Source organism: Novosphingobium sp. RL4, from assembly GCF_035658495.1.
Taxonomy (GTDB): Bacteria; Pseudomonadota; Alphaproteobacteria; order Sphingomonadales; family Sphingomonadaceae; genus Novosphingobium.
On the sequence record NZ_CP141944.1, the window covers coordinates 782,120 to 805,059 of the forward strand.

General features: G+C 67.2%; 25 protein-coding genes. 15 read left to right on the top strand and 10 right to left on the bottom strand.

Annotated elements, in window-relative coordinates:
• Positions 1-25: 25 nt before the first annotated feature.
• Positions 26-574: a hypothetical protein gene (locus U9J33_RS03815; protein ID WP_324697987.1), complete on the bottom strand. Its 549-nt coding sequence runs from the start codon at positions 572-574 to the stop codon at positions 26-28.
• A gap of 256 nt (positions 575-830) precedes the next feature.
• Here U9J33_RS03815 and rplU point away from each other — a divergent pair, with 256 nt between their 5' ends.
• The 4 genes from rplU to U9J33_RS03835 all read left to right on the top strand — a co-directional run bounded on the left by rplU (position 831) and on the right by U9J33_RS03835 (position 3,013).
• The gene (gene rplU / locus U9J33_RS03820) at positions 831-1,127 is read left to right on the top strand and encodes a 50S ribosomal protein L21 (RefSeq protein WP_054437070.1); all 297 of its coding nucleotides are present in this window, start codon (positions 831-833) and stop codon (positions 1,125-1,127) included.
• 24 nt (positions 1,128-1,151) lie between these two features.
• Positions 1,152-1,421 (top strand): 50S ribosomal protein L27, encoded by a 270-nt coding sequence (rpmA, locus tag U9J33_RS03825; RefSeq protein WP_054437066.1) that lies wholly within the window; start codon positions 1,152-1,154, stop codon positions 1,419-1,421.
• A 260-nt stretch (positions 1,422-1,681) separates the two neighbouring features.
• The gene (locus U9J33_RS03830; protein ID WP_324697989.1) at positions 1,682-2,269 is read left to right on the top strand and encodes a GNAT family N-acetyltransferase; all 588 of its coding nucleotides are present in this window, start codon (positions 1,682-1,684) and stop codon (positions 2,267-2,269) included.
• A gap of 189 nt (positions 2,270-2,458) precedes the next feature.
• Entirely contained in the window at positions 2,459-3,013 is a 555-nt protein-coding gene (locus tag U9J33_RS03835; RefSeq protein ID WP_324697991.1) for a GNAT family N-acetyltransferase, read from the top strand.
• Positions 3,014-3,040: 27 nt separating this feature from the next.
• Here the strand turns inward: U9J33_RS03835 and U9J33_RS03840 are convergent, their stop codons facing one another.
• Entirely contained in the window at positions 3,041-3,787 is a 747-nt protein-coding gene (locus tag U9J33_RS03840) for a folate-binding protein (RefSeq protein WP_324697993.1), read from the bottom strand.
• 27 nt (positions 3,788-3,814) lie between these two features.
• On the bottom strand, positions 3,815-4,759 hold the full coding sequence (locus tag U9J33_RS03845; RefSeq protein WP_324697995.1) for a LysR family transcriptional regulator: 945 nt from the start codon (positions 4,757-4,759) through the stop codon (positions 3,815-3,817).
• A gap of 122 nt (positions 4,760-4,881) precedes the next feature.
• On the opposite strand from U9J33_RS03845, the gene U9J33_RS03850 reads away from it, so the two are divergent.
• A complete protein-coding gene (locus U9J33_RS03850; RefSeq protein WP_185998089.1) occupies positions 4,882-5,580 on the top strand; it encodes a pirin family protein in 699 nt (232 codons plus the stop codon).
• Between the two features lie 45 nt (positions 5,581-5,625).
• The gene (locus U9J33_RS03855; protein ID WP_185998088.1) at positions 5,626-6,204 is read left to right on the top strand and encodes a nitroreductase family protein; all 579 of its coding nucleotides are present in this window, start codon (positions 5,626-5,628) and stop codon (positions 6,202-6,204) included.
• Between the two features lie 108 nt (positions 6,205-6,312).
• Here the strand turns inward: U9J33_RS03855 and U9J33_RS03860 are convergent, their stop codons facing one another.
• Positions 6,313-6,651 (bottom strand): hypothetical protein, encoded by a 339-nt coding sequence (locus U9J33_RS03860; protein ID WP_054437188.1) that lies wholly within the window; start codon positions 6,649-6,651, stop codon positions 6,313-6,315.
• Between the two features lie 201 nt (positions 6,652-6,852).
• Here U9J33_RS03860 and U9J33_RS03865 point away from each other — a divergent pair, with 201 nt between their 5' ends.
• Complete coding sequence (locus U9J33_RS03865) at positions 6,853-7,515, top strand: HPP family protein (RefSeq protein ID WP_132469430.1); 663 nt, start codon at positions 6,853-6,855, stop codon at positions 7,513-7,515.
• A gap of 10 nt (positions 7,516-7,525) precedes the next feature.
• Here the strand turns inward: U9J33_RS03865 and rarD are convergent, their stop codons facing one another.
• Positions 7,526-8,434, bottom strand: coding sequence for an EamA family transporter RarD (gene rarD, locus U9J33_RS03870; protein WP_132469429.1), 909 nt, complete (start codon positions 8,432-8,434; stop codon positions 7,526-7,528).
• Between the two features lie 204 nt (positions 8,435-8,638).
• Between rarD and U9J33_RS03875 the strand changes: the two genes are divergently transcribed.
• Positions 8,639-9,061, top strand: coding sequence for a glycine zipper 2TM domain-containing protein (locus U9J33_RS03875; protein WP_324697999.1), 423 nt, complete (start codon positions 8,639-8,641; stop codon positions 9,059-9,061).
• Between the two features lie 326 nt (positions 9,062-9,387).
• Positions 9,388-10,119, top strand: coding sequence for a hypothetical protein (locus tag U9J33_RS03880; protein ID WP_324698001.1), 732 nt, complete (start codon positions 9,388-9,390; stop codon positions 10,117-10,119).
• A 4-nt stretch (positions 10,120-10,123) separates the two neighbouring features.
• On the opposite strand, the gene U9J33_RS03885 is transcribed toward U9J33_RS03880, so the two are convergent.
• Together U9J33_RS03885 and U9J33_RS03890 are read right to left on the bottom strand one after the other, a co-directional pair.
• A complete protein-coding gene (locus U9J33_RS03885) occupies positions 10,124-11,533 on the bottom strand; it encodes a succinylglutamate-semialdehyde dehydrogenase (protein ID WP_054437185.1) in 1,410 nt (469 codons plus the stop codon).
• A 162-nt stretch (positions 11,534-11,695) separates the two neighbouring features.
• Positions 11,696-13,120 (bottom strand): protein adenylyltransferase SelO family protein, encoded by a 1,425-nt coding sequence (locus U9J33_RS03890; RefSeq protein ID WP_324698004.1) that lies wholly within the window; start codon positions 13,118-13,120, stop codon positions 11,696-11,698.
• Between the two features lie 65 nt (positions 13,121-13,185).
• On the opposite strand from U9J33_RS03890, the gene U9J33_RS03895 reads away from it, so the two are divergent.
• The 5 genes from U9J33_RS03895 to U9J33_RS03915 all read left to right on the top strand — a co-directional run bounded on the left by U9J33_RS03895 (position 13,186) and on the right by U9J33_RS03915 (position 18,968).
• Positions 13,186-14,046 (top strand): alpha/beta fold hydrolase, encoded by an 861-nt coding sequence (locus tag U9J33_RS03895; protein WP_054437054.1) that lies wholly within the window; start codon positions 13,186-13,188, stop codon positions 14,044-14,046.
• An 18-nt stretch (positions 14,047-14,064) separates the two neighbouring features.
• A complete protein-coding gene (locus U9J33_RS03900; protein WP_054437052.1) occupies positions 14,065-15,192 on the top strand; it encodes a glycosyltransferase family 4 protein in 1,128 nt (375 codons plus the stop codon).
• Between the two features lie 124 nt (positions 15,193-15,316).
• A complete protein-coding gene (locus U9J33_RS03905) occupies positions 15,317-16,117 on the top strand; it encodes a tetratricopeptide repeat protein (protein WP_132469427.1) in 801 nt (266 codons plus the stop codon).
• A gap of 2 nt (positions 16,118-16,119) precedes the next feature.
• On the top strand, positions 16,120-17,484 hold the full coding sequence (locus U9J33_RS03910; protein WP_420719860.1) for a PQQ-like beta-propeller repeat protein: 1,365 nt from the start codon (positions 16,120-16,122) through the stop codon (positions 17,482-17,484).
• A 131-nt stretch (positions 17,485-17,615) separates the two neighbouring features.
• Positions 17,616-18,968, top strand: coding sequence for a methyltransferase family protein (locus U9J33_RS03915; protein WP_054437049.1), 1,353 nt, complete (start codon positions 17,616-17,618; stop codon positions 18,966-18,968).
• A gap of 78 nt (positions 18,969-19,046) precedes the next feature.
• Here U9J33_RS03915 and U9J33_RS03920 read toward each other — a convergent pair whose 3' ends face one another.
• On the bottom strand, positions 19,047-20,435 hold the full coding sequence (locus U9J33_RS03920) for a glutamate--cysteine ligase (RefSeq protein ID WP_324698010.1): 1,389 nt from the start codon (positions 20,433-20,435) through the stop codon (positions 19,047-19,049).
• 169 nt (positions 20,436-20,604) lie between these two features.
• Entirely contained in the window at positions 20,605-21,348 is a 744-nt protein-coding gene (locus U9J33_RS03925; protein WP_324698012.1) for a 16S rRNA (uracil(1498)-N(3))-methyltransferase, read from the bottom strand.
• 139 nt (positions 21,349-21,487) lie between these two features.
• On the opposite strand from U9J33_RS03925, the gene ubiA reads away from it, so the two are divergent.
• Positions 21,488-22,402 carry a 4-hydroxybenzoate octaprenyltransferase gene (gene ubiA, locus U9J33_RS03930; RefSeq protein ID WP_132469425.1) on the top strand — a complete coding sequence of 305 codons (915 nt, stop codon included), beginning with the start codon at positions 21,488-21,490 and terminating at the stop codon, positions 22,400-22,402.
• A 6-nt stretch (positions 22,403-22,408) separates the two neighbouring features.
• Here ubiA and U9J33_RS03935 read toward each other — a convergent pair whose 3' ends face one another.
• Positions 22,409-22,939, bottom strand: a complete 531-nt coding sequence (locus U9J33_RS03935) for a hypothetical protein (protein WP_324698015.1) — start codon at positions 22,937-22,939, stop codon at positions 22,409-22,411.
• Position 22,940: the final 1 nt, after the last annotated feature.

Here is a 22,940-nt window from a genome sequence, read left to right on the forward strand (position 1 = left end):
GTCAAGAGGGAGGGGTTTTTCCGTTTCAGTTCCTCAGTCGGGCATCGAGGCCCGAGATGATGTCGTTCTGGGCATTCACGAGACCCTGGACCTGCTGCCGCGCGGTATCGATGGCCCTGGTGCTGGGGGATTCGTCGGTAGGGGCGGCGGTGCGCGCATCGGCATAAAGCGAATCGAGATCCGCGAGAGCGGCAACGGCAGTGTCGCGGCTGGCCTGAAGTGCGGAAACGGCGACTTGGGCCGAAACCCAGGAATCGCTCGTCCGCGCAGCGCGGGCCGCGGCGCTCACCGCCCGTTCGGCGGCGGGGCGCTTCGATGCGAACTGACGGTCTGCATCCTGGGCCGCCGTGACGAGTCCGCTGATTCGCGTGGTGAGATCGGCGCTCGGCGGGGGAAGCTGGACGGGCGGCGGCGCGGGTTCCGCCGGCGCGGGCAAGGCGCTGCGTTCGGCCCCCCGATAGGCCAGCGAGGGATAGCTTCCCGCCGTCGAGCAGGCCGCAAGCCCCAGGGGCAGCGCCAAAGTCAGGCAGAGATGCGGGATCGGCGGCAGAAAACGGACTGGTGTACGGGTCATGGGCATGACATAGCATGGCCATGGCTGATCGCGAGCCTCAATCACGGTTGAATCGCGTTTCGCAGCCGGACCCGGGCCACTCCTTGGTTGACACGAATCGGGTGGTGGACTAACGGCACCCTTCTTTCCGGTACCCCGTGCAAATGGGATGCCGGTGCGTCGCCCGCAAGGCTCCACGGTTCCTTCCTGGACCAGAGCGGCCGGGGCAGAGTTGTTTCGGCCTGTTTAGGGCTCATTGAGATTAGGTAAGGGCACCATGTTCGCAGTTGTGCGCACGGGCGGCAAGCAGTATCGGGTTGCCGCCGGAGACAAGATCGCGGTTGAAAAGCTGGCTGGTGAAGCCGGTGAGACCATCACGCTGGGCGACGTTCTGCTCGCCGGCAACGACGGCGAAGTCGCTGACGCCTCGAAGATCACGGTTTCGGCCGAGATCATCGCACAGGCCAAGAGCGAAAAGGTCGTGGTGTTCAAGAAGCGCCGCCGCCATAACTATCGCCGCAAGAACGGTCACCGCCAGCAGCTTACGCTGCTGCGCATCGTGTCTGTCGCCTGAGCCAAAGATCGGAAGGACTGAACAATGGCACATAAGAAAGCTGGCGGTTCGTCGCGTAACGGTCGCGACTCTGCAGGCCGCCGTCTTGGCGTGAAGAAGTTCGGCGGTCAGGAAGTGATCGGCGGCAACATCATCATTCGTCAGCGCGGTACCCGTGTGTATCCGGGCGTGAACGTCGGCATCGGCAAGGACCACACCCTGTTCGCCACCGCCGAAGGTCGCGTGCGTTTCCACGACGGCAAGCAGGGCCGTAAGTACGTCTCCGTAGACGTCATGGCAGAAGCCGCCGAATAATCGGATGGTCGATAAAAGGGCCATCCTGACGGGATGGCCCCGCCGATTTTCGTGATCGGCTGATCGAGGGAGAGGGGCCTACCCGTCTCCCTCTTTTCGTGTCTCCCTCACAGCACCGCACAATCGTTCGCAAGGCGACCGATCCGTACACTTTCTTACGAATTTGCGCGGATATTTCAGGGCCTTCGCGCGTTATGCGTAATCGCAATGTCACGCGCTTCTGATACCGATGGCGCGGGGCGGATGAGTGGAGATACACTATGTTCATTCGCAGCGAACGGCTGTTCCTGCGGCCTGGATGGCCCGAGGACTGGGAAGAACTGCTGGCGCTGATCGACGACGAAAAGGTCGTCCGCAATCTCGTCAAGGCGCCCTGGCCTTACACCAGCGAGGATGCACGGCGTTTCCTGGGCACCGATCAGGACATGCTGCTCCCGCGTTTCCTGATCACGGAGCCCAGCGCCCATGGTTCGCGGTTGGTCGGTTGCATCGGCCTGTCCGATCTCGATGGCGAAGTGAATCTCGGCTACTGGATTGCACGCGATCACTGGGGGCAGGGCTTCGCGAGCGAGGCGGTTCGCGCCGTCCTCTCGCTCGCTCGGGCGATCGGGCACAAGCGGATCGTTGCCAGCCATTTCATTGATAACCCGGCATCCGGCCGCGTGCTCGAGAAATCCGGTTTCTACCGGACCGGACGCCTCGTCGAGCGGTTCAGCGAAAGCCGCGGCATGGCCTATCCGGCGCGCGAATATGCGCTGGAGTTCGATTCGCCCAGCGATTGCGATGATGATCGCGGCAATACCGGTCTTGGCGGCGGATCCGGCATCGCGCGTCAGCGCGCCGCATGATCTGTGTCAGCCGCGGCGCCTTGTCGCCGGGGCTGACACCGCCGTCTCATTTCAGTCTTTCCAGCCATATCGGCCGATAGCGCCGGCTTGGTCGCGGCAGAGGCCCGGAGCATAGCAAAAGCCGTGCATTGGGCCGGAGCTTTGTGCATAGTGGCTGCCGCGGAAAAAGAGATAACGGAGAACCGTCGCATGTTCGTCCGCACGGAGAGACTGTTTCTGAGGCCCGGCTGGCCGGAAGACTTCGACGAACTGGTCGAAGCCATTTCGGATGAAGCCGTTCAGCGTAATCTGGGTGTTGGCGAAAAGCCACGCTCCAGTCGCGCCATGCGCGAATATCTCGGCAAGCCGCGCGATCCGCGCCTGCCGCATTTCTTCATGTACTTGCGCGCGCCGGATGGCCCTCAACTCGTGGGCGGGATCGGTCTGGGCCGTATCGAGGGCGACATCGAGCTCGGCTACTGGATTGCGCCTTCCTACCGGGGAAGGGGATTTGCCGGAGAAGCGGTTCGCGCCGTGCTGGACCAGGCCCGGACACTGGGCCACCGGCGCATCGTGGCGAGTCACTTTGCCGACAATCCCGCAACCTTGGGCGTGTTGGAGGCATCGGGCTTTGCGGACAGCGGTGAGGACCGCGAGCGGTTCAGTGTTGGTCGGGGAATGCCGGTCAGCGCGCGGATCTACGTGGCCGATCTCGAGCACCGCGCGCCGGTGAATGCGGCGAACGGCGCGGCGATGATGGCCTGATCGCTTTCGGCTTTCAGGGGTGGACGGTCAGACCTGGAGTTCGAGCCACTTCGGCGCGAGCTGGGGGTCAATGTCCTCCACTCGCAGATGATCCACGGCAAAGCCCAGTTCGGGATAGGCCGCGCGGCGACGTTTTTCGTCGGAGCGGGCGAGCGGGACCACGATCAGGCGGCGGTTGACCTTCTGCCGCCAGTTCATGCGCGCGGTGTTTTCCTGCCCGACATAGCAGCCCTTGGTGAAGCTTACGCCGTTCAGTTCCACGGCGTTGCATTCCAGCCAGAGCGTTTCGCCGTCACCAAGCTCGGCGCGGCCTTCCGGCACGCCCATGGCAAGCCGGTGTGCACGCCAGGCAAGGTCGGCGCCTTCGGATTCGGAAGGATCGGTGGGGTCGACCGGCGCGATCCAGCGTTCGCCAAGGCCGTGATGCCGGGGGTCGGGCGCGGCGCCGTCGCCGGTGTGGGGGCGCCAGTGGATAGCCAGCGTATCGTCACGAACGATGTCTATGGCGCGGCGCAGGCGGTACATCGACAGTCGCTTGACGAGCGCGTCGACAGCTTCCGCCTCGCAGTCGATCAGCAGGCCGTTGCCGCCGGGCCAGACGAGGAAGTCGAACAGCACCTTGCCCTGCGGGGAAAGGAGCGCAGCCCAGATGGGCAGCACTTTCGTCACGTCGGCGGTGACGAGGCCTTGCAGGAATTCGGCGACATCTTCGTTCGAATCGGGGCGGGGGGAAAGCCGGATCACGGCGCGGTCGAACAGGCGGCTGGCGGTCATGGCCGATAAGTGGGGCAGCGCCGCGAGCTACGCAAGTGTCCGATTGGGGGAAGCAGGGGCGGTGATCGGCGCGCAGTTCGCGAGACGTTCGCGAATCTCGTCGAGAACCCAGACGGCGGCGGGGCCGGGCGGACTGTCCTTGCGCCACAAAGCGACGAGGGCATAGTCGATAGTCGGCCGTTCGGGCAGGTGGAGTTCGACCAGTTCGCCGCTGGCAAGATCGGCGGAAATCCGGTGGCGCGGCATCGATCCCCAGCCAATTCCCTCCTTGAGCAGGGCATGTTTGGCGCCGAGATCGGCGAGGCGCCAGGACCGGGGGCTGAAGACCGAAAAGTCCCGGCCCTCCGTCAATGGAGAGCGATCGGTCAGCACGAGTTGCAGGTGCTTGCGCGCCTCACCCGGGGCGATCGGGCCGGGCACGGCGAGCGGATGGCCGGGGGCGGCCACCGGCACCATCTCGACAGAACCCACGGTTTCGCGCTGGATTTCGGGAAGATCGAGGATATCGGGCCCGGCGATGGCAAGAGTCGCGCGGCTGTCCAGCACCAGCGCGGCGACGGCGCCCAGCGCTTCCACATGGAGGCGGAGGGGGACGCTCGGGAACATCACCTGAAAGTCGCGCAGCAGCTTTGCCAGCACGTTGCCCGGCACCATGACATCCACCGCCAGCGAGAGTTCGGCTTCCAGTCCCTGCCGCAGGCTGCGCACCTTGGCGAGCAGGGCGTCGACATCGTCGGCGATGGCATGGGCCTCGCTCAGCAAGGCGCGTCCCTGCTCGGTAAGCTTCGGTTTTCGCGAGCCTTCCCGTTCGAACAGGCGGACGTCCAGCTGGGTTTCAAGCTGGGCGATGGCATAGCTCACCACCGAGATCGCGCGGCCCAGCTTGCGGGCCGCGCCGCCGAAGCTGCCTTCCTCGACGACGAGCAGGAAGGTGCGCAAGTGATCGAGGCTGGGCGGCGCAATATCGACCATCGGTAGAAGAAGCCTTCAGTTTAGTTGAACATTTCGATCGATTTTATCCCAATTATCCGGTGGCTCGGCAAGCACTACCTAAAGGGCACAGAACGGCACACAAACTGACCCAGGAGGGCCACATGATCGAAGTTCGTCCCTTCGCCAGCCTCGGCGCCGCCGATCATGGCTGGCTCGATGCCCATCACCATTTTTCCTTCGCCGATTACCACGATCCGGCCCGCACCAACTGGGGGCGCCTGAGGGTCTGGAACGACGATACCATTGGCCCGCGTTCGGGTTTCCCGCCGCACCCGCACCGCGACATGGAAATCATCACTTATGTCCGTACCGGGGCGATCACGCATCAGGACAGCCTTGGCAACAAGGGCCGCACCGGCGCCGGTGACGTCCAGGTGATGAGCGCGGGGACCGGCATCGTCCATTCCGAGTTCAATCTCGAGGACGAGGCGACCACCCTGTTCCAGATCTGGATCCTGCCGGACCAGCGGGGCGAGGCTCCGGGCTGGGGGGCGCGGCCGTTCCCGAAGGACGATCGCACCGGTCGCTTCGTGACTCTCGCCAGCGGCGTCGCCGGGGATGAGGACGCGCTGCCGATCCGAGCCGATGCCCGCGTGCTGGGTGCCACCGTCAAGGCGGGCGACACCGTCACTTACGAAACCGGGCGCGGGCGCCATGCCTATCTGGTTTCCGCGAAGGGCCGCATCCTGGTGGGCGATGTCGAAGCGCAGCCGCGCGACGGCGTGGCGATCACCGGGCTCGATACCATCACCGTCACCGCCATCGAGGATGCCGAGCTCGTCCTGGTTGACGCGGCCTGAATCTCCCTTTCTCTCCCAACATTCTCATCAACCAAGGAAATCGACATGACCGGACGTACTGCCCATCCCAAGGTCGAGAAGCTGATCGTCAACCGCTGGTCGCCGCGCGCCTTCGATGGCAGCGAGATTTCGCAGGAAGACCTCGACGTGATCTTCGAGGCTGCCGGCTGGGCGCCTTCGGCCTACAACGTGCAGCCCTGGACCTTCCTCTATGCGAAGAAGGGCGATGCCAACTGGGACCTGCTGCTTTCGCAGCTGATCGAGTTCAACCAGGGCTGGGCCAAGGACGCCTCGGCGCTCGTCTATGTCGTGTCCGATAGCCAGATGCGCTCGGACAAGGGCAATTCGGACAATCACAGCCACAGCTTCGATGCCGGTGCGGCATGGGCGCTGGCGGCGCTCCAGGCGCAGGCGCTGGGCTACCATACGCATGGCATGACCGGGCTGAAGTTCGGCGAGGCCGAGCAGGCGCTTGGCATTCCTGCCGATCACCGCCTTGAAGCGGCCTTCGCCATCGGCCGGATCGGCGACAAGAGCCAGCTTCCCGAATTCCTTCAGGAACGCGAAGTGGCCTCGGGCCGCAAGCCGGTGGCCGAGATCGCCCGGGCCGGCAAGTTCGCCTGAACCCTATAAGCGTCCCGGACACTTCCCCCTCCTGTCGCCGGGACGCCCAACGGGCCCGGTCCGCCTTTCCCTCGGGCGGACCGGGCTTTTTCATGTGGCGAAGGTGCTTCAGAACTTCTTCTTCAGGCCCACCATCAGCCGGTTGCTGACCGTGCCGTTGGGAAAGACCTGGGCTTCCAGATGCACATCGGCGCTGGTGGTCTCATCCAGCTTCATCTCCAGCCGGGGCGGACCTTCGGGAATGTCGTAGCCTTCGGGGAGCGGGCGTAGCCGTTCCCGCTCCGGGTCTGGCGCGCAGACCACGATCTCTCCCGAGCGCGCTTCGGGGCAGCGCGGGCGCACGGCGCTGAACCGGGCATCCGGCGGGGCGCGCAGCTGCCTGAGGTCGAAGGCGTCGATCGTCTGCTCGGCAGCGGGGACAGCAGGTGCGGCGTCGATCGCGGGCATGGGGCGCTCCATCGGGAGAGCGCAGGCAAACACGCGATCGTGGCCTATTTGCGGCAGCATGGCGCGGCGAGGATGACGAAGCCCGTCACACACCGGCTTTCCGGTGCCCAAGCACGACTCGCCTCGCCATGGCCGGACGACTCGTCCATAGGCCGCCCGTTCGCACTGTAATGGAGAGCGGGGCCGGTGGCGGCGGGATTGATGACGATATTGCGCGGCGGCTTGGCGCGCGGCGGGCTGGGGCGCCTCGGCTGGATGCGCGGGGCTTTCGGCGGCATGTTGGGAATCGCCATTGCCGGCGGTGTCACCTGGCTGCTGCAGAGTTCGGAACTGGCGGCGCTGCCGTTCCTCGTCGCGCCGCTCGGCGCCTCGACCGTGCTCGTGTTCTGCGTTCCCGCCAGCCCGCTGGCGCAGCCGTGGTCCGTGATCGGCGGCAATCTCATTTCCGCGATGGTCGGGCTGGCGGTGGGCCACCTGCTGGGCGATCCGTGGCTGGCAGGCGCGGTTGCGGTGGGGCTGGCGATCGCGGCCATGTCGCTCACCCGCAGCCTGCACCCTCCGGGCGGCGCCTGCGCGCTGCTCTATGCGCTGGGGGCCACGGGCAGCCAGGCCTGGGGCATCAGCTATCTCGTTCCGCTGGCGCTCAATGTCGTGATTCTCAGCCAGTTCGGGTGGATATACAACAACCTCACCGGCCACCCCTGGCCGCACCGCGCGCCGAAAGTGCAGCACAAGGCGCCCGATCCCTATACGCGCGCGGATATCGAGGCGCTGCTGGCCGAGTGGGACGAAGTGCTCGACGTCGAGGTGGACGATCTCGACGCTTTCGTTCAGGCGCTTCTGCAGCGCGGCAGGCGCGCCTGACGGCAGCGGTTCAGGCTGCGGCGACCTTGCGCTTGCGCGAAAGCAGGTCCCAGCAGAACACGGCGATGGCGGTCCAGATGAACAGGAAGCAGTAGACCTGCACCCGCTTGAGCGGCTCGCCGAAGGCGAAGAGGCCGAGCAGGAACACGCCCGTGGGCGTCACGAACTGGATGAAGCCGAGCACCGAGAAATCCAGCCGCCGCGCCGCGCTTGCAAAAAGCAGCAGCGGAACGCCGGTAACGATCCCTGCGCAGGCGAGCAGGATGCTGGTGGTCGGCGCCTGTCCCATGGCGAGCCCGGCCGGGCTTGCCGCCTGCCAGCCCAGCATCCCCAGCGCCGGCACCAGCAGCACCAGCGTTTCCACGGTGAGGCCCGGCAGGGCTTCGACCGGTGCCAGCTTGCGCACGAGGCCATAGCCCGCGAAGCTCAGCGCGAGGCTGAGGCTGATCCACAGCGTGTCGATCGCGCCCCAGGCCAGCATGGCAACGCCGACCCCGGCCAGGATCACCGCCAGCCATTGCAGCCGCGTCAGCCGCTCGCGCAGGAAGATCGTGCCGGCCAGCACGTTCACCAGCGGATTGATGTAGTAGCCGAGGCTGGCGGCCAGCACGTGGCCTTCGAGCACGGCGATCACGTAGACCAGCCAGTTGGTGCCGATCAGCAGCCCGCTCAGCGCCAGCGCGCCCAGGATGCGCGGATTGCCGAGTGCGGCGCGCAATTGCGGCCCCTGGCGCAGCACCGCGACCATGATGAGGCAGAACGGCAGGGTGAACAGCAGCCGCCAGGCCACGACCTCGAACGGGGCCACCGTATGCAGCGCCGCGAAGTAGAGCGGGAACAGGCACCAGATGAAATAGGCGCCCAATGCCTGCAGGAGTCCGCCCGACTGGCGGCCGGGGTTCTGGGAGACGTGTCGCATGGGAAACCTTCGCTTGGTGGCCGGTCGCGATAAGTGCCGGAATGCCTTGCGGCAAGCGGTTCGTCGCAACACGTCCCTCGCCTCGTCGATATCGCGAATTCTGACAGCCGCGTTGCGCTTCGTTCAGCTTGGGTGCCTTAAAGATGAATGCATACAGCGGATCGAGGCCAACAAGCCCCTCCCGCAATGACGAGGAGATTCGAAATGAACGCATTCTTCAAGGCCGCCGCTCTCGCCGCCGCCTCTGTCAGCCTGGCCACCGCGATGCCCGCTTCGGCCGCGACCAGCTTCGGCCCCGCCAGCTTCCAGGCTCCCGGCGAGCAGACTTACGAACATGGCCGCCAGCGCTACTCGCGCGAGGATTATCGTCGCGGCTACGGCAGCCGGGACCGCTACTACCGCGACAATCGCGGTTATCGCGGGGACACCTGGCGCGGTCGCGACGGTCGCGACTACTGCCGTCGCTCCAATGGCACCACCGGCCTGCTGGTAGGCGGTGCGGCGGGCGCCCTGCTGGGCCGCGAGATCGACAGCCGCGGTGATCGCACCACCGGCACCTTGCTGGGTGCGGTCGGCGGTGCCCTGCTGGGCCGCGAGGTCGACCGTGGCGGCTCGCGCTGCCGCTAAGCCACCCGAATACTGACTGGCTTCCCCCGCGAGGACGGCGACTGGCGGGGGGAGACCTCCCGGGCTCCATTTGGTTGGGGGCGGGTGGGAGAGGGCGTCCGTGGCCTTTCGGCTGCGGGCGCCCTCGACCTGTTCACGCCGCATGGTTTCCGCGCCTTTCCATGGGTTGGCGAAGCCGGTGGCGGGCATCCCGAATTGGGACGCGGCCGCGATCGGACGGCGCGGCCCCTTGTCTTCGCGCCAATTGCCGGGAAGGCTGGGCGGCAGATATTCATGCCGCAGTGCCGCTCGCAAGATCCTGGCCCCGGCGGGAAAAGGACGCGACGATGAAGGCCAGACATCCCTCCATGGGCCGCACTTCTCTCCTGCTCGCCGGCATGGGCGCCGCGCTGCTGCTGGCGGGCTGCGATTCGCACGAGAAGAAGCCGGTGGACGAGGCAAGCGATCCCGCGCTGGCGGGCGGGCTGGGGGACCGGATCGTCGTCGATCCCGAGATGACCGGCGGCAGGAACCCGGCACCGGCTGCGAGCGGGAACGGCATCGTTCTGCCCGCCGCCGCCCGCTCTCCCGAGGCTGTCGCCGCTGCGAAGAAGGCCGCGGCCGAAGCGGCCGGCGGCGCGCTGGGCGCGGCCCCGGCACCGCAGAAGGGCTCGGCATCCCCGCTGGCCGAAGGCGCGGCGAGCGCGGCGCGGGTCACGCAGGCTAGCCGCGCCGCGAAGACCGACTGCGCGGGCAAGGTCCGCTATTCCGACAGCTGGGCCACGAAGCTGCCCGCCGCGCTTCCGGTCTATCCCCGCGGCGCGGTGCAGGAAGCGGCCGGAACCGACGCGGAAGGCTGCGCCCTGCGGGTGGTCAACTACGGCACCGCCGTCAGCCCCGCAGACGTGATCTCGTTCTATTACGCGATGGCGCAGAAGGGCGGATACAGCGCGGAATACCGGGTCGACGGGGCCGATCACGCGATCGGCGGCCGCAAGGGCGCGCTGGCCTATGTGGTATATGCCCGCAAGCTGGCGAACGGCGTGACGGAAGTGGACCTGGTGACCTCGGGCCAGTGAGGCCCTATTTCAGGCCCACGCCGATCACCGCGCGCGGCTGTTCCATCTCGCCCGAGGCGACCGGATAGGCGCAGTAATCCGCCGCATAATAGCCCGAGGGACGGTGATTGCCCGAAAGGCCGATGCCGCCCATCGGTGCGGCGTGGCTGGGGCCGGTGGTCGTGCGGTTCCAGTTGACGATGCCCGCCCGCACGTTCGCCCAGAAGCGGTTGTAGTCCTGCGGGCTGCCGCCGACGAGCGATGCGGCAAGGCCGAAGCGGGTATTGTTGGCCTCGGCGATCGCCTCGTCGAAATCGTCCACGCGGATCACCTGGAGGATCGGCCCGAACAGTTCCACGTCGGGGCGGTCCTTCATCGCGGTGGTGTCGATGATGGCGGGGCTGAGGAAGGGCAGCGCGTCGTCCGGGCGGACAAGATGCTTGATCGCCTTGCCGCCGTTGCTCAGCAGATAGAGGAAGCTTTCTGTCAGCCCGTCCGCCGCCATGTTGTCGATCATCGGGCCCATGAAGGGTGCCGGTTCGTCGAACGGGGCGCCGACGATGAGCCGGTCGGCCAGCGCCTTCACTTCGGCGATCGCGGCGTCGTAGATCGCGCCCTTCACGATCAGCCGCCGCGCGGCGGTGCAGCGCTGCCCCGCGCCCGCGAAAGCCGACTGGACGATGAGCGCGGCGGCATCGGTCAGCTTGGGGGTGTCCCACAGGACGATCGGATTGTTGCCGCCCATTTCCAGCGCGACTAGCTTGTCCGGACGGGCGGCGAGGCGGCGGTTGATCGAGATGCCGGTATTGGCCGAGCCGGTGAACAGCACCCCGTCCACCCCGCCATGCGCCACGAAGTCCTGCCCTTCGAGCGGGCCGCCCACCGCAAGCTGCATGACCGAGGCGGAAATCCCGGCGCGGTGGAAGCAGCGCGCCAGCATTTCCCCGGTGGCGGGGGCTTTCTCGCTCGGCTTGAAGATCACCGCGTTGCCCGCGATCAGGGCGGGCACGATGTGGGCATTGGGCAAGTGGGCCGGGAGATTGTACGGTCCCAGCACGACGAGCACGCCGTGCGGCTTGTGGCGGACCGCCATGGTGCCCTGGAGCGCGGAGTCCAGCTTGCGCTGGCTGGTACGCTCGGCATAGGCGCGGATCGAGACTTCGACCTTGGCGATCACGTTCTCGACTTCGGCGCGGGCCTCCCACAGCGGCTTGCCCACTTCGCGGGCGATCGTGACGGCCAGCCGGTCGGCATCCTTGCGCACCTCGTTGGCGAAGCGGCGCAGCAGTTCGATGCGGGTGGCCAGCGGCAGCGCGGCCCAGTTCGGCCAGGCCCGCCGCGCGCGGTCCACCACCTCGTCCACGTTGCAGGGCTTGCCCCGCCAGATTTCCGCGCCGGTAGCCGGTTCGTGGGAAACGATGTCCGCATTGTTCACGGTTTCGGTGGTTTCCTGATCTCTGGTGGCATCCTGCGCCGGCCTCGTGGCTGTACCGCCCATGACTTTGGCTGATCCGTTGGCTTGGGTAACTCGCTGCAGCACATGCTCTTGCACAAGTTCCCTACCGGGAAGCTAACAGGACCTGTAATCCTTTGTCGCTCAGGCGGGGAAGGGGTGGCCGGCGGGGGCGGGCGCCGGGCCGAGCTGGCGGCCCAGCTCCCGGATTTCTTCCACTTTCCCGTGAAGCGCGGACCAGTCGTCATGCTGGTCGATTTCCGCCCAGATGCGTTCCACCTCGTCGATCAGGATGCCGGGCGGGGCCTTGCGCTTCCAGAAGGGATCGTCCGCCGTCGCGGCGGGGCGATAATTGTGCATGAGCTGGCCGAACAGGTCGTTCCCGCCGTCACGCCCGCCGCGATGGCGGAAGAAGAACTGCTCCGGCGCCTCGCCGGTGGCGACCATGGCCTGCTCGGCCGCCTGGATCAGCGCGGCATCGTCCTTCACCCCCTGCGGCACCACGCCGAGACGCCAGGCGAACCGGCGGCTCATCGCTTCCTGGTAGAGGGGTGCGAAACGGTCCAGCGCGGCCACCAGCGGGGCGGTTCCCACCAGCAGGCGCAGCGCCATGGCGAGCTGGCCGCAGTTCCACAGCACCGCTTCCGGCTGGCGGCCGAAGGCATAGAGGCCGGTGCGGTCGAAATAGGCGGCGGTGAAGCGCGGGTCCCAATGCGGGAGCCAGCGCCAGGGGCCATAATCGAAACTCTCGCCCGAGATGTTCATGTTGTCGGTATTGAGCACGCCGTGGACGAAGCCCGCGACCATCCAGCTCGCGGCGAGGTCCGCCATGCGCTCCACCACCTGGTGCAGCAGGATCACCGCGGGCTGCTCGCGCCCGGGCGCGTCCTCTGGCGGCGGGCCGCCGGGGAAGGTTTCCAGGCAATAGGCGACGAGCGCGGCCATGTGGTCGCGTTCTTCCAGTGCCAGCAGGCGCTGGAAGGTGCCGATGCGGATATGGCCCTGGCTGAGCCGCACCATGACCGCCGAACGGGTGGGCGAGGGTTCGTCGCCGCGCCAGAGTTCCTCGCCGGTCTCGATCACCGAGAAGGTCTTGCTGGTATGGACGCCCAGCGCCTCCAGCATTTCGGTGGCGAGGATTTCGCGCACCGCGCCCTTCAGCGTCAGCCTTCCGTCGCCTTCGCGGCTGTAGGGGGTCTGGCCCGATCCCTTGGTGCCGAGGTCGAGCACGCGGCCGGTTCCGTTTCCGGCCCCGTCGAGCAACTGGGCGAAGAGAAAGCCCCGCCCATCGCCGATGTCGGGATTGTAAACGCGGAACTGGTGGCCGTGATAGCGCAGCGCCAGCGGCTGCGGGAGATTGCCGGGCAGCGGTTCGAAGCGGCCGAAATGCGCGGTCCAGCCGGCATCGTCCAGCCCGTCCAGCCCGACTGCCCGCGCCCACCGGTCATTTCGGAAGCGCAGGGTATGGGCCGGAAACGCCGCGGCGCTCACGGGACTGGCGATCCAGTCGGAAATCGCCTCGATACGCGGGGCAGGACGATAGGCACTTGCTTGCGGTTCGCTTCGCATCAGGCGATAGTGGCGATGCAAGGCCGGTCTAGCAAGGCGGGCGAACAGGAGGTCGCAGCTTCGGCATGACGGGTTATGAGGATCGGTTCTGGTCGAGCCGCGATGGTCTGAAGCTGCATTTTCGCGATTATCCGGGCGAATCCGAAGGAAAACCGCCGATCGTCTGTCTCCACGGCCTTACCCGCAACGCCCGGGACTTTGAGAATGTGGCGCAAGTCCTCTCGCCCCGCTGGCGCGTGATCTGCCCGGACATGCGCGGCCGGGGCGATAGCGAATATGCCCGCGATTCGGCCACTTACAACCCGCTGCAATATGGCGAGGACCTGCTGGCGCTGCTGGAGCAGGAAGGGATCGACCGTTTCGTGGCCATCGGCACCTCGCTGGGCGGGTTGATGACGATGGGGCTGGCGACGATGTTTCCCGAACGGATCGTCGCCGCCGTCATCAACGACGTGGGGCCATTCCTCGAACCTGCCGGGGTGGAGCGGATCAAGGACTATGTCGGGCAGGGCCGCAGCTATCCCACCTGGGTCCATGCCGCGCGCGCGCTGGAGGACAACCAGGGCGAAGCTCATCCCGGCCAGCCGCTGGATTTCTGGATCGGGCGCGCCAAGCGGCTGATGACGCTGTCCAATTCGGGGCGCGTGGTCTTCGATTACGACATGAAGATCGCAGAACCCTTCCTGGGGTACGACGTGGACGACCAGCCCGATCTCTGGCCGGCATGGGAAGCGCTGGCGGGCCGTCCGGTGCTGGTGCTGCGCGGCGACCTGTCCGACCTGCTTTCCGCCGCCACGCTGGAAAAGATGCTGCGCCGCCTGCCGGGGACCGAGGCGGTGACGCTGGAAAACGTCGGCCATGCCCCGACGCTGGACGAGCCGGAGGCGATGGACGCGATCGAGCGGCTGCTCGCCCAGGTTCCCTGAGCCGGACCGGCATCGGCCTTGCGCATTCTCCATCTTCATTCGAGCTTTGCCGCCGGCGGCAAGGAACTGCGCGCGGTGCGGCTGATGAACCTGTTCGGGCCGCGCATCGCCCATGCGGTGGTTTCGGCCCAGCCGGGCGCGCACGGGGCGGCGATCGTGCTCGATCCGGCGCTCGATGTGACATTCCCGGAAGATTTTCCCGGCCTCCAGGGGCGCCCCGCGCCCGCGCGTCTCTGGCGGATCGCCAAGGCGATGGCGGACTTCGATCTCGTGCTGACCTACAACTGGGGGGCGATGGACGCGGTCATGGCGCATGGCCTGTTCAGCGGGCTGCTGGGGCTGCCGCCGCTGGTCCATCACGAGGACGGCTTCAACGAGGACGAGGCGGCAGGGCTCAAGCCCGCGCGCAACCGCTACCGGCGAATCGCGCTGCGGCGGGCTTCGGCGCTGGTAGTCCCCTCGCGGCGGCTGGAGGCGATTGCGCTTTCCGCCTGGCGCCAGCCGCGCGGGCGGGTGCGGCTCATCACCAACGGTATCGATTGCGACGCCTATCTCGACCGTCCGCGGCCCGATGTCCTGCCGGGCATCGTCAAGCAACCGGGAGAGCGCTGGGTCGGCACCCTGGCCGGGCTGCGGCCGGTGAAGAACCTTCCGCGGCTGGTCCGCGCCTTCGCGCCGCTGCCGGAGCCGTGGCGGCTGGTGATTCTCGGCGAGGGGCCGGACCGCGCCGCGATCGAGGCCGAGGCCGCGCGCTGCGGAGTTTCGGGCCGGGTCCACCTGCCGGGCTTCGTGGCCGACCCTTCCCATGCGGTGGGCCTGTTCGACGTTTTCGCGCTGTCTTCCGAGAGCGAGCAGTTCCCGATCTCCGTCGTCGAGGCGATGGCGGCGGCGCTGCCGGTGGCCTCGCCCGCCGTCGGCGATGTCGCGGACATGGTATCGGTGGAAAACCGGGCGCTCGTCACGCCCCCCGGAGACGAGGCGGCGCTGGCCTCCACCCTGCTGCGGCTGGCGGGCGACGAGCGGCTTCGCGCCCGGCTCGGCGCGGCGAACCGGGCACTTGCGCGGGACCGCTACGACGAGGCGGCGATGCTCTCCGCCTACAGCCGCACTTACGGCGAAGCGCTGGGCCGGGAGCGGCTGATTTGACACGCGGACACCATTCAGCAAGGCTTCACCCCGACCGGTGCAGCGATCATCACCGTTGAAAAGCCGTGGCCATTCGCTAAACAGCCCGGCAACCATCCTGATTTCCGCAGAAAGCGCCCGCAAATTGGCTCTGCCTCCTTCCAGCAACACGCCGTCCAACCCGAAGTCCGCCGAGCGAATCGCCGCGCAGCAGGATGTATTCCTGCGCGAGGTCGATGATGCCCTGCGCCAGGACCAGGTGGAGGGCTTCTTCAGCCGCTATGGAAAGCCGGTGCTCGCGGCGGTTGTCCTTGCGCTTCTCGCCTTCGGCGGCTGGCTCTACTGGAGCCACCGCCAGACCCAGCAGCGCGACGCCAATGCCGAGGCCTATGTCCAGGCGCTCGACAGCATGAAGGCGGGCAACCTCGATGCCGCCAAGGGCAAGCTCGAACCGCTTGCGGCGCAGGGTTCGGGCGGCAGCCCGACTTCGGCCAAGCTGCTGCTGGCCGGGATCGCCGCCGAACAGAAGCGCGTGCCGGATGCGGTCAGGCTCTATGGCGAAGTGGCGAACGACGCCAAGGCGCCGCAGCCGCTGCGCGACCTTGCGGCCGTGCGCGGCGTCGCCGTCAATTTCGATGCGATGAAGCCCGAAGACGTCGTGGCCCGACTCAAGCCTTATGCCGCGCCGGGCAATGCCTGGTTCGGCGTTGCCGGCGAAATGGTCGGCATGGCCTACATCAAGATGAACAAGCAGGACCAGGCCGGTCCGCTGTTCGCCGCCATCGCCAAGGACGAGCAGGTCGAAGCCGGCCTGCGCAGCCGCGCCCGCCAGCTCGCCGCCGTGCTCGGCGTCGATGCGATCGAGGATGTCGTCGATGAACGCGGCGAGCCGATCGGCAAGCCTGATGCCAAGACGGGCGCGGTTGCCGCGCCCGCCGGAGAATGACAATGGTTGAGACTAAGCGCATGACGGCATCGGTGTTCAAATCCAGCCGTGCGAAGGTCGTTCCGCTGATCGCGCTGGCGCTCGTCGCCGGCCTTTCCGGGTGCAAGTCGAACAGCAAGGGCCCCAAGACCCCCACCGTGGGTGAACGCGTGCCGATCCTTTCGCGAATCGAAAGCGGTGCGAAGGTCGATCCCTCGCTCGAAGCGGTCTCGGTGATCCTGCCCCCGGCCGAAGCCAATGCCGAATGGGCACAGGCGGGCGGCAATGCCGGCAAGTCCTACGGCCACCTCGCGCTGGCCGACCATCCGGGCAAGGTCTGGACCGCGCAGATTGCCGGTTCCACCCCCCGCGCCCGTCTGGCCGCAGCGCCTGTCATCGGCGAGGACAAGCTCTTCGTGATGGACACCGCGGGCGTCGTCCACGCCTTCGACGCCAAGACCGGCGCGCACTTGTGGACCAAGGACTTCGCCGTTTCGGGTGACGGTTCGCAGTCGATCTTCGGCGGCGGCGTCAGCTACGATTCGGGCAACCTCTACGTCACCACCGGCCTCGGCGAAGTCGCCGCGCTCAAGGCGGCGGACGGCAGCCAGATCTGGACTAAGAAGCCCGGCGGCCCGCTGCGCGGTTCGCCGACGATCTCGTTCAACTCGGTCTACGTGATCTCGCAGGACAACCAGATCTTCGCGCTCAATGCCGCCGACGGCAATGTGCTGTGGAACGAGTCCGGCTCGCTCTCGCAGGCCGGCGTGTTCGGCGTGGCGGCTCCGGCGGCCGGGCAGGGCACCGTGATCGCGGGTTATTCCTCGGGCGAACTGGTGGCCTACCGTTACGAGAACGGCCGCCAGCTCTGGTCTGACGCACTGGCGCGCACTTCGATCTCGACCGAAGTGGGCAGCCTTACCGACGTCGACGCAGACCCGATCATCGATCGCGGCCGTGTCTACGCGCTGGGCCAGGGCGGCCGCATGGCCGCTTACGAACTCGTCACCGGGCAGCGCATCTGGGAGCTCAACCTCGCGGGCATCTCGACCCCGATTGTCGTGGGAGACTGGGTCTTCACGCTGGATGATCACGCCGAGATTCTCGCGATCGCCCGCACCACCGGCAAGGTCCGCTGGCTGACCCAGCTCGCGCGCTACGCCAAGGAAAAGAAGCGCAAGGGTCCGATCTTCTGGGTCGGCCCGGTGCTCGCCGGGAACAAGCTGTGGGTCGCCAATTCGCGCGGCGAAGTCGGCACCGTCGATCCCACGACCGGCAAGCTGACGCCCTTCGTGGAACTGAGCGATGCCGTTTCGCTGGCACCGGTCGTGGCCAACCAGACGCTCTACGTGCTGGACGATTCGGGCCAGATCAGCGCTTATCGTTGAACGGCCCCGCTCATGGGCCCCGTCCATCGGCGGCATCCTGAAAACGGCTCGTGCCTCCCGGGAGGCGCGGGCCGTTTTCGCATCCCGCTGCGTTTCTCACCCCTTAACCAATTGCGGCTAGTCCCTCGGGCATGAGCAGCGCCCCGAATTCCGCGAAAGACCTGCCCCCGAGCGACGTTTCCGCCGGTGTCGGCCTGTCCGGGCTGGCGGCGCTGCTTGCCTGGCTCATGGTCTGTCGCAACTGGGCCGCCATTGCCGAAGCCCTGGCGCTTCCCGGCCCGCACGCACCGATGAGCGGGCCTTACGCCTCCGTCGCCACGCTTTTCGTGACGGGCACGGCGATGGCGCTCTGGTCCGTGTTCGTGGACAAGGTCCACCGCCGCCCTTCCACCGGAATCGACTGGAACCTGCGCCGCCCGCTCGCCGAAGCGGTGGACGTGTCAGTCACCAAGCTGGCCGGGCTCTGGGCCACCTGGGCGCTGATAGGCGTGTTCTACTGCATCGGCCGCTGGTACTGGGACGGGCAGTACCTCTTCGCGATGGAGGTGATCGGCGCTGCGGCGCTGCCGGTCTTCGTGCTCTCGATCCCCTATGTGCTCTGGCTGGATCGCCGGCTGATCGATCCGCGCGACCAGGCCTGGCACTTCGGCGCCCTGCTGATCGGCCGCGATGCCTGGGACGTCGAGGCGGTGAAGAAGCATGGCCGCGCCTGGGCCATCAAGGCCTTCTTCGGCGCCTTCATGATCTCGATCCTGCCCGGCGGCTTCGCACAGGTCGTCGAGGCGAACTTCGGTGCCATGGTGCACGATCCGGTCCCGCTCGCCTCCACGGTGATCGCGCTGCTGTTCCTGATCGACGTGCAGATCGGCACTGTGGGCTACATCTTCACCTTCCGCCCGCTCGATGCCCATATCCGCAGCGGCAATCCCCTGCTGGCGGGCTGGGTGGCGGCGCTGATGTGCTATCCGCCCTTCGTCTGGGGCACCATGGGCCGTGCCGACGTGCTGGGCTACGAGGTCAATACCCCCGGCTGGTCCTACTGGCTGGCGGGCCACGATGCGCTGCTGTGGCTCTGGGCGGGGTTCATGGTGTTCCTCACCGCGGTCTATGCCTGGGCGACTTTCGCTTTCGGCCTGCGCTTCTCCAACCTCACCTACAGGGGCGTGCTGACCAACGGGCCCTATCGCTTCACCCGGCATCCCGCCTACCTGTCGAAGAACCTGTTCTGGTGGACTTCGACGCTGCCGTTCCTCGTCACCAGCCACGCGCTGACCGACATGGTGCGCAACACCGTGCTGCTGGGGGTGGTGAGCGGCATCTACTACTGGCGCGCGCGGACCGAGGAAGCGCACCTGCTGGCCGAGGACGCGAAGTACCGCGCCTATCATGCTTGGATGGCCAGGAACGCGCCGATCACGCGGACGCTGACGAGGCTGGGCGAAAGGCTGCGGCCGAAAGTGCGTGAGCCGCAGGCGGCGGAATAGGGGAAGGCCCTCGCGGTGGCGCTCGGCGCCGCGAAGAGGGCAGGGGAGCCAGGCCCCCTGCCTTAGCCCTTCGGTTTCCTAGAAGCTCTTCAGTGCGTAGACCTTCGACAGGTCGCCGCCCCATTCGCCGTTGTACAGGTCGAGCAGGCGCTGCGCCGGAACCTTGCCGGTGGCGACGATCTCGGCCAGCGGTTCCAGGTAGCCGGTCTCGTTGTCTCCGCCGGCGTTGAGGCGGTTGCGCGAGGCCAGGCCCGAGCGGGAGATGTTCAGCACTTCGCCCGCGATATCGCGCAGGGTACCGCCGCCGCCGCGGAACGACTGGGGCAGTGGTGCGTCGAGGCCCAGTTTCGGCACCGAATTGCGCAGCCGTTCGCGCCCTTCCATGTCCCAGTCCTTGACCAGGTCCCAGGCGGCGTCGAGCGCGGCCTGATCGTAGAGCAGGCCGACCCAGAAGGCGGGCAGGGCGCAGATACGGCCCCACGGGCCGCCATCAGCACCGCGCATTTCGAGGAACGACTTGAGCCGCACTTCGGGGAAGGCGGTTGAAAGATGGTCCGTCCAGTCCGAGATGCGCGGACGTTCGCCGGGGAGCACCGAAAGCTCGCCCTTCAGGAAGTCGCGGAAGGAATGGCCGGCCGCGTCGATGTATTTGCCGTCGCGGAACACGAAGTACATCGGCACGTCGAGCATGTAGTCGACGTAGCGCTCGTAGCCGAAGCCGTCCTCGAACACGAAGGGCAGCATGCCGGTGCGCGCGGGGTCAGTGTCCGACCAGATGTGGCTGCGGTAGGAAAGGAAGCCGTTGGGCTTGCCCTCGGTGAAGGGAGAGGCCGCGAACAGCGCGGTGGCCAGCGGCTGGAGCGCAAGGCTGGTGCGGAACTTCTTCACCATGTCCGCCTCGCTCGAATAGTCGAGGTTGACCTGGATGGTGCAGGTCCGCAGCATCATGTCGAGCCCCATGGAGCCCACGCGCGGCATGTGCCGCAGCATGATGTCGTACCGGCCCTTGGGCATGATCGGAAGCTCTGCGCGGGTCTTGTCGGGCCACATGCCGAGGCCGAGGAACGCCTTGCCGATACGATCGCCGATGGTCTTGACCTGGGCGAGGTGGCGGCCGGTTTCGGCGCATGTCTGGTGCAGGTTTTCGAGGGGCGCGCCCGAAAGTTCGAGCTGGCCCGCCGGTTCGAGGCTGACGGTGCCGTCGCTGCCCTTCATCGCGATGACGTTGCCGCCCTCGATGATGGGTTCCCAGCCGAATTCGGTCAGCGCCATCAGCAGGTCGCGGATTCCGCCTGTTTCGGCATAGGACGGCGCGTGGTGATCGCCCGTGTCGTAGACGAACTTTTCGTGCTCGGTACCGATCCGCCACGCATCGCGCGGCTTTTCGCCCGCGGCCATCGGCGCGGCGAGTTGGTCCAGGCTTTCGATCACCGGATCTTCGCGATCCGAAACCTCACGGGTGCTCATGGGCGCGGAGTTAGTGCGGCCCGCCGCCGGACGCTACAACTTTTTGTACCGAGCGGTTTGTTTCTTTCCGAAACGGCGGTTTCCTGAGGTTTCGCAAGCATGGCGCGCCGGTTCCCGGCTGCCGCTCGCAGCGGGGTATCGGACCGCTTCAAGGCGTGGCCGCAGTGCTTCACCAGTCGCCCGCGGTGGCCATCCACAAGGCGGTGGCGCCGATGCTCGCCGTCTCGCCCCGCAGGATCCGGGGGCCGAGCGTGATCGCCCGCGCCATCGGATGGGCGCGGATGAGAGCACGCTCTTCCTCGTCGAACCCGCCCTCAGGCCCGACCAGCAATGCCGCCGGACCGGCGTGCGCCGCGAACTGCGCGGCCGCCGGGGCGCCGCCGGTCTCGTCTGCGAAGAACAGCGTGCGGCCTTCCGGCCAGTCCCGCAGTAGCGCTTCCAGCTTCAACGGCCCGGCCAGTTCGGGCAGGGCGGTGCGGGCGCACTGCTCGGCCGCCTCGGTCACGATGGTGAGCGCGCGTTCGGGGTTGAGCTTGTCCGCCACGCAGCGGCGCGTGATGACCGGCTGGATGCGCGCCACGCCGAGTTCGGTCGCCTTCTCCATCACGAGGTCGAAGTTGGGCTTCTTGAGCAGCGCCGCGCAGAGCCAGAAGTCCGGCACCGCCTCGCGTTCGCGCAAATGGTCGCGCACTTCCAGGATCACGTCGCGCTTGCCGGCGGAGGTGACGGCACAGGCCCATTCGCCGGTTGCATCGTCGCACAGGATCACCGCGTCGCCGGGCGCGACTCGCATGACCTTGGACAGGTAATGCGCCTGCCCGCCATCGATCACGACGCTGCCGTTCGCGGCCAGCGGGCCGGTGACGAAAAGGCGCGGCGCGCTGCGCGGGGGCCATGCGGGGGTGGCGGCCATGGTCTTGTCGAAACTCCTGAAAACGGGGGCCTGCTTGTCGCGCGAAGCGGCTGCGGGCGCAACCGGGCGCGGGCGTGCACATGTGCACTAAGCACGTTCGGCCATGACATTCCGGTTTCGATGGGCTACTCGTCCGGGCGTGAGCGACTCTCTTCTCGTCCCGGATACGCAGCACCGCGGGCTCATTTCTGCCCTGCCGGCCAAGCCGCGCGCCTACGCCATGCTGGCCCGTTTCGATCGACCGATCGGCTGGTGGCTGCTGTTCTGGCCTTGTGCCTGGGGCGTGCTGCTGGCGGGCGGAGAAGCGCGCTGGGGACTGGTCCTCTGGCTCCTGCTCGGCTCCATCGTCATGCGCGGCGCGGGATGCGTGCTGAACGACATCGTCGATGCCGACCTCGATCGCAAGGTGGCCCGCACCGCGACGCGCCCGGTCGCCAGTGGGCAGGTCAGCGTCAAGGCGGCGTGGGTCTGGCTGCTGTCGCTCTGCGCGATCGGTCTCGTGGTCCTGCTGCAATTGCGCTGGCAGGCGCAGCTCGTGGCATTGGGCAGCGTTGCCCTGGTGGCGGCCTATCCTTTCATGAAGCGGATCACCTGGTGGCCGCAGGCATGGCTGGGCATGGTCTTCACCTGGGGCGCCCTGGTCGGCTGGGTGGAGATCCGGGGAGACAATCTCGCGGTGATCGCCGCGCTCTATGCCGGGTCGATCTTCTGGTGCATCGGCTACGATACGATCTACGCGCTTCAGGACCGCGAGGATGACGCCGTTGTTGGCATCCGTTCCTCAGCCCTGCGTCTCGGCAACCACGTTCGCGGCGGTGTCGCCGGGTTCTACCTTCTGGCGGTAGCGTTCTGGGCTCTGGCCTTCTGGACGCTGCGGCATGACTGGGTGGCGCTGGTCGGCCTGCTGCCGGTGGCTCTGCACCTCGGCTTCCAGGTCGCTACCCTCGATACCGAGGACGGCGAGAATGCGCTCGCGCGGTTCCGCTCCAATCGCGACCTTGGCCTGGTCATGGCGCTGGCCTGCTGGGTGGTCGGCAACGCCGGTATCCTCTGAGCCCGTTCAGGCTTCGGCCGCCTTGCGCACGGCGGCAAGGATGCGCCTGCGGATGAGCCCGCTCACCGGACGGATCAGCAGCCAGTAAGGCCGGAATTTCCGCCGCGATCCTTCGTCCGGGCAGAACACCCGGGTCCGCGTGGTCAGCCGGTGCGTGCCGCCCGCTTCCGGCGCCAGTTCGAAACCGAGCGCCAGCTTCGGGACACCCGCTTCGCCGAAAGCCCGGAAGGCCGCGCCGCCTGCGATCTGGCGCAGGCCGTAGTCGGCCTGCCAGAACTGCCCCACCAGCCCGTAGACGAGTTCGTGCTCGCCGCGCTCCAGCAGGGTGAAGTTCCGCATTCCGAAAGGCTCTGCACCGCGCCGCCCGGTCAGCCGGGCAGGCACTTCGCGCAAGCCGATCATGATGCGGAAGAACGTATCCTCTTCCGGCCTGTAGGCCGCGACGGCATCGAGGATCGTCGCCGCATCGGCGGCGATCCGGCAGGCGTGAACTTCCGAGAACTGGAAGCGGGGCAGGTAGCCGTCGATGAGCGACACG